We start from the raw sequence: 11,595 nt of genomic DNA, 5'->3' as shown, positions 1-11,595 counted from the left end.
GAGTCAGGCGGTGACCGGTTCGGCAGCGCCGCGTGATCGAGCCGGTTCGACGCGGCGCGCATACGCGCCCGGATCCACACGGTTGAGCGGCTGTCGCCGCTTGGACATGGGTTTCGTCTGCATGAACGTCTCGAATATCAATGCGGACTGTAACGAGATGCGAGGTCCGAGCAGCCAGTCGATCACGCTTTCGTGATCAATTCGCCCAGTGGTGCGGGCCGCGACACCCGGCGTGCCGCGTCGGTCCGGTCGATCTGCCCGACGCGCGAGGGCGAAGACGGATGAGGCTCATGGTCGAACGCGACAAACCCCAGCTCGGATATGCGCGGCGAGCAATCCTCCTTCGCGTTGGCCGGCGCGGCGGCCGCGCTCTTGGATCTGTCGCGTTTGTCGGCGTCCGGCGTCGTGACGCCACGGTCATCGGCGGCCGGAAGAAGCTCCCAATCCCCGGATGGCATTGCGTCAGCGCGTGAAACCGCGCGAAAGCCACGCTTCGTCCACCTTTTTTCGCGAGGCTGGGCCGAGGCTTGGCGCGATGCGCGTGATGCCGCGCGGCCCTTGCCCTGATATGGCCGGCCGGCCTAACCGGGGGGAACGTTCTGGAAATGAAGCCGATGGCCGACGTGACTGGACCTCCGGCACCCGCCGCAGGCGCGCCGAATGCAGGATTGCCGGTCGTCGCCGCTCAGGGTGCGGGATCGCAGCCGGCTGCGCCGCAGGCGACCGGCTCGATCGACCGCTCGGAGCAGCCGGGCCGGGTCGGGCTGCTGCTCGTCCTGGCGGGCCTTCTGGTCGGAGCCGCCATCGGCCTGTCCTTCGTGGCCAACGAGCAGGCCCAGTCGCTGATCGTGTGGCTGCTCGCCCTGCTCGCCATGGCGGGCGTGTTCTTCCTGTTCGCCCTCGCCATCGGCGCGCTTCAGCTCAGCGGCAGCGCCGCCCGGGACGACATCACCAAGGGCATCGTCGACGCTTCGCCGGACGGCGCACTGGTGGTCGAGGATGGCGGCCGGCTGATCTACGCCAACGAGGCCTATCTGCGGATCGCCGGGGGCGACACCTTCTCGAACCTCGTGCCGGTGGAGCGCATCCTGGTCGGGCCGCCGGAGGTCTCCGAGGCGGTCTACCGCCTGTCGCAGGCCTCGCGCGACGCCCGGGCGCACACCGAAGAGGTGCGGATGTCGCCGCCGCTCGGCCCGCTCGCCGGCGAGCGCAGCTTCGGCTGGTACCGGGTCTCGGTCCGGCCGTTGGCCCGCGCGCGCCGGGCCGCCGCCCTCTGGACGGTCGCCGACATCACCGCCGAACGCGAGCGCCAGGAGAACGTCTTCCAGGAACTCCAGCACGCGATCGATTATCTCGACCACGCCCCGGCCGGCTTCCTGTCGATCGATCCGGCCGGCGCCATCGTGTACATGAACGCCACGCTGGCGGCCTGGCTCGGCTACGACCTCGCGAGCGTCGGCCCCGGTGGCCCACACCTCACCGAGATCGCCCCCGAGGCCGACGTCCTCGTGCGCGCCGCCGGAATGCCCGGCGAGGTGCGGACCGACCGCTTCGACCTCGACCTGCGCCGCCGGAACGGCCACACCCTGCCGGTGCGGCTCTACCACCGGATCGCCTTCGGCAAGGACGGCAAGCCCGGCTCCTCGCGGACCTTCGTGATCAACCGCTCCGCCGGGGCCGAGACCGACGAGCCGCAGCGCGCCGCCGAGGTCCGCCTCGCCAGGTTCCTCAACAACTCGCCGATTGCCATCGCGACCCTCGACAGCACGGGGCGGATCGCCCGGGCCAACGCCTCCTTCACCCGGCTGTTCGGTACGGTGCCGCGGCAGGCCGAGGACGGCGCCATCGACGGGGACGGCACGCACCGGGCCGAGCCCAACGTCGGCGACTCGGTGACCGACCGCACCAGCCTCGAAGCCGGGCTCGCCCGGGCATCGCGCGGGATGACCGATCCCGAGCCGATCGAGGTTCAGCTGACCGGACCCGGTGGCCGCTCCGCGCGGGTCTGGCTGAGCCCCGCCGACGGCGGCGATCCCGGGCAGCAGACCGACGAGGCCGAGCGCGTCATCCTGTACGCCCTCGACACGACGGCGCAGCGCCAGCTGGAGCAGCAGGTCGCCCAGGCCCAGAAGATGAACGCCGTGGGTCAGCTCGCGGGCGGCATCGCGCACGACTTCAACAACGTGCTGCAGGCGATCATCGGCTACTCGGACCTGCTGCTGGCGAGCCACCGGCCGACCGATCCGGCCTTCCAAGACATCATGCAGATCAAGCAGAACGCCAATCGGGCGGCGGGCCTCGTCCGCCAGCTCCTGGCGTTCTCCCGCCGCCAAACCCTGCGGCCTGAGGTGATGAGTGTCGGCGAGGCGCTGTCGGAGCTCACGCTCCTGCTGAAGCGGCTGCTCGGCGAGCGAGTCGCCCTGGAGTTGAAGCACGGCCGCGAGGTTTGGCCCGTGAAGGCCGACGTCAACCAGTTCGAGCAGGTGATCGTGAACCTCGCGGTCAACGCCCGCGACGCGATGCCGGAGGGCGGCAAACTGGTGATCCGCACCGAGAACGTCACCGATCCGGGTCCCGCAGCGGTGGCCGAAGGGCGGGGCGGTGCGCCTGCGGGCGATCACGTGCTGATCGAGGTCCGCGACACCGGACAGGGCATCCCGCCCGAGCTGATGGAGAAGATCTTCGAGCCGTTCTTCACCACCAAGGAGATCGGCAAGGGCACGGGCCTCGGGCTTTCGACGGTGTTCGGTATCGTCAAGCAGTCCGGCGGCACGATCGACGTGCAGTCCACGGTCGGGGAGGGCACCGCCTTCCGGATCTACCTGCCGCGCCACATACCGGTGGCGGAACCCGAGGAGGTGCCGCTCCCGGCCCCCGCACCAGCCTTACCGCGGACGGACGCCGCACGGCTGCCTGGTTCGTCGAAGGCCGAGGGAAAGATCGAACCCGTGGGGCCTGCGACCCCGGTCGAGCGGACGCCGCCGCGCCAGCCCGCCGCCGACCATACTGGCCAGGGTACGATTCTGCTGGTGGAGGACGAGGATCCGGTCCGCGCGGTCAACAGCCGGGCCCTCTCGGCCCGCGGTTATACGGTCCTAGAGGCGGCCTCTGGTCTCGAGGCGCTGGCGATCGTGCGTGAGAACGCCCAGCCGATCGACCTCGTGGTCTCCGACGTCGTCATGCCGGAGATGGACGGTCCGACCCTGCTGCGGGAAGTGCGCAAGCACCAGCCGGACCTGAAGGTGATCTTCGTCTCCGGCTACGCCGAGGACGCCTTCCGCAAGAACCTGCCGGAGGGCGAGACCTTCAACTTCCTGCCAAAACCCTTCAGCCTGAAGCAGCTCGTCGAGACCGTGAAAAAGACGATGGCAAGCTGAGGGGCTGGGCCACCGACCCTTCAGGCACCGGCGCAAACAGCCTCATCCCGGCACGCCGGGTATGAGGGGCGGCGCGGCCATCGCACAACGCCGGATCCCACAGCGCGAGACGGACCAGCCACGCTCCCGCAACGCATGCAATGCAAATTGACGGGCACAACGCCCGGTCAGAACACCCGCGCGCCCTTGCCGATTGAGAACAAAACAGGTACACAAGACCGACGTTGACGCGCGTTGTGAACGGCGCTCAACCCCTTCATAAGGATGCCGCCAGATGGCCCAGCCCGCATTGAAAGTGGTCGACATGCCCCCCGCGGACAAGGACAAGTCCAAGGCGATCGACGCCGCCCTGTCTCAGATCGAGCGTGCCTTCGGCAAGGGCTCGATCATGCGGCTTGGCAAGAACGACAAGGTGCAGGAGGTCGAAACCGTCTCCACCGGCTCGATCGGGCTCGACATCGCGCTCGGCGTCGGCGGCCTTCCGCGCGGTCGCGTCGTGGAAATCTACGGCCCTGAATCATCGGGCAAGACGACGCTCGCCCTTCACACCATCGCGGAAGCCCAGAAGAAGGGCGGGGTCTGCGCCTTCATCGACGCCGAGCATGCGCTGGATCCGGTCTATGCCCGCAAGCTCGGGGTCAATCTCGACGACCTGCTGATCTCGCAGCCCGACACCGGGGAGCAGGCCCTGGAGATCACGGACACGCTGGTGCGCTCCGGCGCCATTGACGTGCTGGTGGTCGATTCGGTCGCCGCGCTGACCCCGCGGGCCGAGATCGAAGGCGAGATGGGCGAGAGCCAGCCCGGCCTGCAGGCGCGCCTGATGAGCCAAGCCCTGCGCAAGCTGACCGGCTCGATCTCGCGGTCGAACTGCATGGTCATCTTCATCAACCAGATCCGGATGAAGATCGGCGTGATGTACGGCAGCCCCGAAACCACCACGGGCGGCAACGCCCTGAAGTTCTACGCCTCGGTGCGCCTCGACATCCGCCGTATCTCGACCCTGAAGGACCGGGACGAGGCGATCGGCAATCAGGTCCGCGTCAAGGTGGTGAAGAACAAGGTCGCGCCACCGTTCAAGCAGGTCGAGTTCGACATCATGTTCGGCGAGGGCGTGTCGAAGGTCGGCGAGCTGATCGATCTCGGCGTGAAGGCCGGGATCGTCGAGAAGTCGGGCGCCTGGTTCTCGTACAACAGCCAGCGCCTCGGCCAGGGCCGCGAGAACTCGAAGGGCTTCCTGCGCGACAACCCGAAGATCGCCGCCGAGATCGAAGGCTCGATCCGGCAGAACTCAGGGCTGGTGGCCGAGAAGATTTTGGAGACCGCGACGCCGAGCGCGGACGATCTCGACGAGGGCGAGGCCTGATCGGCGCTGCCGCAATCTGAGAGGGTTTGCGGCGGCATTCTTCGCAAGAGACGTAGAACGGCCCCGGGGCATCTCCGGGGCCGTTTTTCTTTCCGAGCGCCGTGCCAACGCCGAAGGTCGAGATGCCCGTCGAAACCGACCGCCGCATAATGCCGGAGGCTCAAGGACGATCGCACAGGCTAGGCTTGATCTGATGCGCATAGGTACAACCATCGGCACCAAGGCCGAACGCAATCCTCAAACGACGAAGCCCGGTGCGAGTCCGACCAATGAAGGTCGGCCTTGCCCGGGCTTTCGTCGATTCGAATAGAAACGATCTGGCGAATGCGGTCGCCCGCAGCCGCCAAGCCATCAGATCAAGCGGCCTCGCCAGCCTCGGCCTGAACCGCCGCCTCGCCCTCGACCAGCTTCCAGGTCTTGGTCTTCGAGAACGGACGGCACTCCTCGATGAACACCGTCTGCCCGACCTTGGCGACATTCGCCTCGTCATGCGCATGGTAGTTCTTCGACCGGCGGACGGTCTTCTTCATCACCGGGTGCGTGAAGCGACGCTCCACCTTCACCACGATGGTCTTCTCACCCTTGTCGCTGACGACGGTGCCCTGCAGGATGCGCTTCGGCATGGTTGTCTCCTAAAACCCGCCTCAGGCCTTGGCCTGCTGCAGCGTCTTGGAACGCTGCAGAGTCCGGACACGGGCGATGTCGCGGCGGACCTCACGGACGCGGGCGACGTTCTCGAGCTGGCCAGTGGCCCCCTGGAAGCGCAGGTTGAACTGCTCTTTCTTGAGGTTCAGCAACTCGTCATTCAACTGATCCGGCGACAACGCCTTGAGATCAGACACTCTCTGGGTCGACTTCACGATAGCCTCCGTTCAGTCGGCGATGCGTTGGACGACCCGCGTACGGATCGGGAGCTTCGCGGCGCCGAGGCGGAGCGCCTCCTTGGCGATGGCCTCGGCAACGCCGTCGACCTCAAACATGATCCGGCCGGGATGCACGCGGGCAGCCCAGTAATCCGGAGCGCCCTTACCGGAGCCCATGCGGACTTCGGTCGGCTTCGAGGAGACCGGCACGTCCGGGAACACCCGGATCCAAACGCGGCCCTGGCGCTTCATCTCGCGGGTGATCGCGCGGCGGGCCGCCTCGATCTGGCGAGCAGTGACGCGCTCGGGCTCCACCGCCTTCAGACCGAACTGGCCGAAGTTCAGCTCGAAGCCGCCCTTGGCCGCACCGTGGATGCGGCCCTTGAACTGCTTACGGAAGCGAGTCTTTTTCGGTTGCAGCATGGCTTCCTACCTTACGCGTGCTCGCGGCGTCCGCGCTCGCGGCCGCCCTCGCCATCGCGCTCACGGCGTCCGCCGGAGCGGCCACCCTCTTCCTGGGCCTTCTTATCCTGGGCCATCGGGTCATGCTCAAGGATCTCGCCCTTGAACACCCAAACCTTGATGCCGCAAGTACCATACGTCGTGAACGCCGTGGCAGTGCCGTAATCGACGTCGGCGCGCAGCGTGTGCAGCGGGACGCGTCCCTCACGGTACCATTCCTGGCGGGCGATCTCGGCGCCGCCGAGACGGCCCGAGCAGTTGATCCGGATGCCCTCGGCGCCCAGACGCATGGCCGACTGAACGGCCCGCTTCATGGCGCGCCGGAAGGCGACGCGGCGCTCGAGCTGCTGCGCGATCGAGTCGGCCACCAGGGTGGCATCGATCTCGGGCTTGCGCACCTCCACGATGTTGATGGTCACGTCGGCCTTGGTCATCGTGCCGACGAGCTTGCGCAGCTTCTCGATATCCGCGCCCTTCTTGCCGATCACCACGCCCGGACGACCCGAGTGGATGGTGACGCGGCACTTCCGGTGCGGACGCTCGATGACGATCTTGGAGACCGCCGCCTGCTTGAGCTGCTTCATGAGGGCGGCGCGGATCGCGACGTCCTCGTGCATGAGCTTCGCGTAGTCGCCCTTGTTGGCGAACCAGCGGGAATCCCAGGTCCGGTTGATGCCGAGCCGAAGACCGATCGGGTTGACTTTCTGGCCCATCAGTTCCTCCTCAAGCCGCTTCGGCCTGGCGGACTTCACGAACCACGATGGTGAGGTTCGAGAAGGGCTTCAGAATACGCGCACCGCGACCGCGGGCGCGAGCGTGGAAGCGCTTGAGAACCAGCGCCTTGCCCACAAAGGCCTCGGAGACGACGAGATCGTCGACATCCAGATCGTGGTTGTTCTCGGCGTTGGCAATGGCGCTCTCGAGGCACTTCTTGACCTCGGTCGAGATCCGCTTGCGCGAGAACTCGAGCTCGGCAAGGGCCGTGTCGACCTTTTTGCCGCGGATCATCTGCGCCACGAGGTTGAGCTTCTGCGGGCTGACGCGCAGCATGCGCGCAACGGCCTTCGCCTCGTTCTCGGGGAGCGCGCGGGGGGTGGCTTGCTTGCCCATCTCAGCGCCTCTTCGCCTTCTTGTCGGCCGCATGGCCCGGGAAGGTGCGGGTCGGCGAGAACTCGCCGAACTTGTGACCGACCATCTCCTCGGACACGTAGACCGGGATGTGCTTCTGCCCGTTGTGAACACCGAAGGTGAGCCCGACGAACTGCGGAAGGATCGTGGAGCGGCGGCTCCAGATCTTTATGACCTCGGAGCGCGAGGAACCCCGCGCCGCTTCGGCCTTCTTGAAGAGGTAGCCGTCGACGAACGGCCCCTTCCAGAGAGAGCGTGCCATAGCGATTACTTCTTGCGGTTGTGGCGGCTGGACAGGATGAACACGTCGGTCCGCTTGTTGGACCGGGTCTTCTTCCCCTTGGTGGGCACGCCCCAGGGCGTGACCGGGTTGCGGCCGCCCGAGGTACGACCCTCGCCGCCGCCGTGCGGATGGTCGACCGGGTTCATCGCCACGCCGCGGACGTGCGGGCGCTTGCCGAGCCAACGGTTACGCCCGGCCTTACCGAGCGAGATGTTCATGTGATCCGGGTTCGAGACCGCACCGACGCTGGCGAAGCACTGGCCGTGGACCAGCCGCTGCTCGCCCGAGTTCAGACGGAGCGTCACGTAGCCCTGATCGCGGCCAACGATCTGCGCGTAGTTGCCAGCCGAGCGGGCGATCGCGCCGCCCTTGCCGATCTTCAGCTCCACGTTGTGGACGATCGTGCCCACCGGCATCGAGCCGACCGGGGCAGCATTGCCCGGCTTGATGTCGACGCTCTCGCCGGCCACCACCTTGTCGCCCGGCTGAAGGCGCTGGGGGGCCAGGATGTAGCTCTGCTTCCCGTCGGGGAAGTTGATCAGCGCGATGAACGCCGTGCGGTTCGGATCGTACTCGATCCGCTCCACGGTGGCAGACACGCCCAGCTGCTCGCGACGCTTGAAGTCGACGTTGCGCAGTACACGCTTGTGGCCGCCGCCGCGGAAGCGGACAGTGATGCGACCCAGGTTGTTGCGGCCGCCGGAGGACGACTTGCCCTCCGTCAGCGCCTTCACCGGCTTGCCCTTGTAGAGCTCACGGCGGTCGACGAGTACGAGCTGGCGCAGGCTCGGCGTGACCGGTTTGAATGTCTTCAAGGCCATCGGCTTGGATCCCTAAAACCCGTCCTCAGAGCCCGGTCGTGACGTCGATCGAGTGGCCCTCGGCCAGGGTCACGATCGCCTTCTTCACGTCGGAGCGCTGTCCGCGGAGGCCGCGGAAAATCTTCTTCTTTCCCTTGGTGACAAGGGTGTTCACGGCCGTGACCTTCACGTCGAACAGCTTCTCGACCGCCTCTTTGATCTGAGGCTTCGTCGCCTTGGGGGCGACGCGGAAGACAACCTTGTTCTGCTCGGTCAGGTTCGTCGCCTTCTCGGTGATCACCGGGGAGACAACGATGTCGTAGTGGCGCGGATCGGCACTCATTTGAAACGCTCCTCCAGCGCGTCGACGGCAGCCTTCGTCAGGACGAGCGTGTCGCGGCGCAGGATGTCATAGACGTTGATGCCCTGCACGGGCAGCACGTCGATCTGCGGGATGGCGCGGGCGGCACGGCCGAAATTCACGTCGACCTCGGCACCGCCGATGATCAGCGCGTTGGAGAGGCCCATCTTGCCGAAACGCTCGACGAGCCCCTTGGTCTTGTGATCCTCGATCTTGATGTCGTCCACGACGATCAGGGTCGAAGCCTTGGCCTTGGCCGACAGGGCGTGGCGCAGGGCCAGAGCGCGGACCTTCTTGGGAAGGTCGTGGCTGTGGTCACGAACCACCGGACCGAAGGCCCGGCCACCACCGCGGAACTGCGGTGCGGAGGCTGCGCCGTGGCGGGCGTTACCGGTGCCCTTCTGCTTGTACAGCTTCTTGCGGGTCCGGTTCACGTCCGAGCGGTTCTGAACGGCATGGGTACCGGCGCGCCGCTTGGCGAGCTGCCAGCGAACCATACGCTGAAGCAGGTCAGCGCGGGGCTCCAGGCCGAAGATCTCTTCGTTCAGCTCAACCGAGCCGGCGCCAGCGCCGTCGAGGGTTTTGATATCGAGCTTCATCACGCGGTCTCCTCAGCCGCAGCGGCTTCGGGAGCCGGGATGGGCGCGCCGTTCTCACGGAACTTGCCCGGCAGCGGAACGTCAGCGGGGAGCTTGCGCTTCACCGCATCGCGGATCTGGATCCAGCCGCCGGCGACACCCGGCACCGCGCCCTCGACCAGGATCAGCCCACGCTCGGGATCGGTGCGCACGACGCGCAGGTTTTGGGTGGTGACCCGCTCGACACCGAGGTGACCCGGCATCTTCTTGTTCTTGAAGGTCTTGCCCGGATCCTGACGGCCACCGGTCGAACCGATCGAACGGTGCGAGATCGACACGCCGTGGGTGGCGCGCAGACCGCCGAAGTTCCAGCGCTTGATACCGCCCGCGAAGCCCTTACCGGTGGTGGTGCCGGTCACATCCACGAACTGGCCGGGGATGAAGTGGTCCGCCGTGATCTCAGCACCGACCGGGATCAGCGCGTCCTCGGACACGCGGAACTCGGCGAGCTTCTTCTTCGGCTCGACCTTGGCGACCGCGAAGCGGCCCCGCTCGGCAGCCGAGACGTTCTTGACCTTGGCCTTGCCGACGCCGACCTGCAGCGCAACGTAGCCGTTCTTCTCGACGGTGCGGTGGGCAACCACCTGGCACTGATCGATCTTAAGCACTGTGACGGGGACATGCTCCCCCGCGTCCGTAAAGACGCGGGTCATGCCGACCTTCTGTGCGATGACGCCTGAGCGCATAGGTTCTCTCCCTCGCGCGATGAAACGGTAAGCTCTAAGTCCTCAGCGGACTCAGAGCTTGATCTCCACGTCCACGCCGGCGGCGAGGTCGAGCTTCATCAGCGCGTCCACGGTCTGCGGCGTCGGATCGACGATATCGAGCACCCGCTTGTGCGTGCGCATCTCGAACTGCTCGCGCGACTTCTTGTCGATGTGCGGCGAGCGGTTGACGGTGAACTTCTCGATATGCGTCGGCAGCGGGATCGGACCCCGGATGGTCGCGCCGGTGCGCCGGGCCGTGGAGACGATCTCCTTGGTCGACGCATCGAGGATGCGGTGGTCGAACGCCTTCAGGCGGATACGGATGTTCTGACCGTTCATGTTCCTAGAACCTACAGAGGGACGGCGGGGTGTGCGGGACCTTGGCCCCGCCGCGCCCTGCTAAGGATGCTTGCTCGAGTTCAGTCGTTGATGGCGGCGACGACGCCGGCACCGACGGTGCGGCCGCCCTCGCGGATGGCGAAGCGCAGCTTCTCTTCCATGGCCACCGGCACGATCAGCACCACGTCCATGGTCACGTTGTCGCCCGGCATCACCATCTCGGTGCCCTCGGGCAGCGTGCAGATCCCGGTCACGTCCGTCGTGCGGAAGTAGAACTGCGGCCGGTAGTTCGTGAAGAACGGCGTGTGACGGCCACCCTCTTCCTTGGTCAGGATGTACGCCTCGGCCTTGAACTTGGCGTGCGGCTTCACCGAACCCGGCTTGCACACGACCTGGCCGCGCTCCACGTCCTCGCGCTTCGTGCCGCGCAGCAGCACGCCGACGTTGTCGCCCGCCTGACCCTGGTCGAGCAGCTTGCGGAACATCTCCACGCCGGTCACCGTCGTGGTCTGCGTGTCGCGGATGCCGACGATCTCGACCGTCTCACCCACCTTCACGATCCCGCGCTCGACGCGGCCCGTCACCACCGTGCCGCGGCCCGAGATCGAGAACACGTCCTCGATCGGCATCAGGAACGGCATGTCGATCGGACGCTCCGGCTGCGGGATGTAGCTGTCCACCGTCGCCATCAGCGCCAGGACCGCCTCCTTGCCGATCTTCGGCTCCTTGTCCTCCAGCGCCATCAGCGCCGAGCCCTTGGTGATCGGGATGTCGTCGCCCGGGAAGTCGTACTTCGAGAGAAGCTCGCGCACCTCCAGCTCGACCAGCTCCAGCAGCTCCTCGTCGTCGACCATGTCGACCTTGTTGAGGAACACCACCAGCGCCGGAACGCCGACCTGACGGGCCAGCAGGATGTGCTCGCGGGTCTGCGGCATCGGGCCGTCGGCCGCCGACACCACCAGGATCGCGCCGTCCATCTGCGCCGCGCCCGTGATCATGTTCTTCACGTAGTCGGCGTGGCCGGGGCAATCCACGTGCGCGTAGTGACGGTTGGCCGTCTCGTACTCCACGTGCGCCGTCGAGATCGTGATCCCGCGCGCCTTCTCCTCCGGAGCCTTGTCGATCTGGTCGTAGGCCGTGAACGTCGCCCCGCCCGTCTCAGCCAGCACCTTCGTGATCGCCGCCGTCAGTGACGTCTTGCCGTGATCGACGTGCCCGATCGTCCCGATGTTGCAGTGCGGCTTGGTGCGAGCGAACTTTTCCTTGCCCAT

At 66.7% G+C, this 11,595-nt stretch carries 16 protein-coding genes; 2 read left to right on the top strand and 14 right to left on the bottom strand.

What is annotated here, in order from left to right; translation table 11 throughout:
- Positions 1-3: 3 nt before the first annotated feature.
- Both MKK84_RS13240 and MKK84_RS13235 read right to left on the bottom strand, forming a co-directional pair.
- The gene (locus tag MKK84_RS13240; protein WP_243920354.1) at positions 4-186 is read right to left on the bottom strand and encodes a hypothetical protein; all 183 of its coding nucleotides are present in this window, start codon (positions 184-186) and stop codon (positions 4-6) included.
- The gene (locus tag MKK84_RS13235; protein ID WP_243920352.1) at positions 183-458 is read right to left on the bottom strand and encodes a hypothetical protein; all 276 of its coding nucleotides are present in this window, start codon (positions 456-458) and stop codon (positions 183-185) included. Before MKK84_RS13235 ends, MKK84_RS13240 begins: the two co-directional genes overlap by 4 nt.
- Positions 459-614: 156 nt before the next feature.
- On the opposite strand from MKK84_RS13235, the gene cckA reads away from it, so the two are divergent.
- Both cckA and recA read left to right on the top strand, forming a co-directional pair.
- Positions 615-3,377: a cell cycle histidine kinase CckA gene (gene cckA, locus MKK84_RS13230; RefSeq protein WP_243920350.1), complete on the top strand. Its 2,763-nt coding sequence runs from the start codon at positions 615-617 to the stop codon at positions 3,375-3,377.
- Positions 3,378-3,681: 304 nt separating this feature from the next.
- Positions 3,682-4,743, top strand: coding sequence for a recombinase RecA (gene recA / locus MKK84_RS13225; RefSeq protein ID WP_409566500.1), 1,062 nt, complete (start codon positions 3,682-3,684; stop codon positions 4,741-4,743).
- Between the two features lie 356 nt (positions 4,744-5,099).
- Here recA and rpsQ read toward each other — a convergent pair whose 3' ends face one another.
- From rpsQ to tuf, 12 genes are all read right to left on the bottom strand, one after another.
- Positions 5,100-5,366 carry a 30S ribosomal protein S17 gene (rpsQ, locus tag MKK84_RS13220; RefSeq protein ID WP_243920346.1) on the bottom strand — a complete coding sequence of 89 codons (267 nt, stop codon included), beginning with the start codon at positions 5,364-5,366 and terminating at the stop codon, positions 5,100-5,102.
- Between the two features lie 21 nt (positions 5,367-5,387).
- Positions 5,388-5,603: a 50S ribosomal protein L29 gene (gene rpmC, locus MKK84_RS13215; protein WP_243920344.1), complete on the bottom strand. Its 216-nt coding sequence runs from the start codon at positions 5,601-5,603 to the stop codon at positions 5,388-5,390.
- 12 nt (positions 5,604-5,615) lie between these two features.
- Positions 5,616-6,029, bottom strand: coding sequence for a 50S ribosomal protein L16 (rplP, locus tag MKK84_RS13210; protein ID WP_091719330.1), 414 nt, complete (start codon positions 6,027-6,029; stop codon positions 5,616-5,618).
- A gap of 11 nt (positions 6,030-6,040) precedes the next feature.
- Positions 6,041-6,781 carry a 30S ribosomal protein S3 gene (gene rpsC / locus MKK84_RS13205; RefSeq protein ID WP_243920342.1) on the bottom strand — a complete coding sequence of 247 codons (741 nt, stop codon included), beginning with the start codon at positions 6,779-6,781 and terminating at the stop codon, positions 6,041-6,043.
- Between the two features lie 10 nt (positions 6,782-6,791).
- Positions 6,792-7,178, bottom strand: a complete 387-nt coding sequence (rplV, locus tag MKK84_RS13200) for a 50S ribosomal protein L22 (RefSeq protein WP_243920340.1) — start codon at positions 7,176-7,178, stop codon at positions 6,792-6,794.
- Position 7,179: 1 nt separating this feature from the next.
- Positions 7,180-7,458, bottom strand: coding sequence for a 30S ribosomal protein S19 (gene rpsS, locus MKK84_RS13195; protein ID WP_192708807.1), 279 nt, complete (start codon positions 7,456-7,458; stop codon positions 7,180-7,182).
- 5 nt (positions 7,459-7,463) lie between these two features.
- Positions 7,464-8,300 carry a 50S ribosomal protein L2 gene (gene rplB / locus MKK84_RS13190; RefSeq protein ID WP_243920338.1) on the bottom strand — a complete coding sequence of 279 codons (837 nt, stop codon included), beginning with the start codon at positions 8,298-8,300 and terminating at the stop codon, positions 7,464-7,466.
- Positions 8,301-8,325: 25 nt separating this feature from the next.
- Positions 8,326-8,622 (bottom strand): 50S ribosomal protein L23, encoded by a 297-nt coding sequence (locus MKK84_RS13185; RefSeq protein WP_020094257.1) that lies wholly within the window; start codon positions 8,620-8,622, stop codon positions 8,326-8,328.
- Positions 8,619-9,239 (bottom strand): 50S ribosomal protein L4, encoded by a 621-nt coding sequence (rplD, locus tag MKK84_RS13180; protein ID WP_091719328.1) that lies wholly within the window; start codon positions 9,237-9,239, stop codon positions 8,619-8,621. The genes MKK84_RS13185 and rplD overlap by 4 nt, the downstream gene beginning before the upstream one ends.
- On the bottom strand, positions 9,239-9,964 hold the full coding sequence (rplC, locus tag MKK84_RS13175; protein ID WP_243920336.1) for a 50S ribosomal protein L3: 726 nt from the start codon (positions 9,962-9,964) through the stop codon (positions 9,239-9,241). Before rplC ends, rplD begins: the two co-directional genes overlap by 1 nt.
- Positions 9,965-10,015: 51 nt before the next feature.
- On the bottom strand, positions 10,016-10,324 hold the full coding sequence (gene rpsJ, locus MKK84_RS13170; protein WP_043351245.1) for a 30S ribosomal protein S10: 309 nt from the start codon (positions 10,322-10,324) through the stop codon (positions 10,016-10,018).
- Between the two features lie 80 nt (positions 10,325-10,404).
- On the bottom strand, positions 10,405-11,595 hold the full coding sequence (tuf, locus tag MKK84_RS13165; RefSeq protein WP_243920333.1) for an elongation factor Tu: 1,191 nt from the start codon (positions 11,593-11,595) through the stop codon (positions 10,405-10,407).

Origin of the sequence: Methylobacterium sp. E-065, from assembly GCF_022829605.1 — a bacterium.
Lineage (GTDB): Bacteria > Pseudomonadota > Alphaproteobacteria > Rhizobiales > Beijerinckiaceae > Methylobacterium.
Note: the sequence above shows the minus strand (reverse complement) of the source record. Positions and strands in the feature narration are given on the sequence as shown.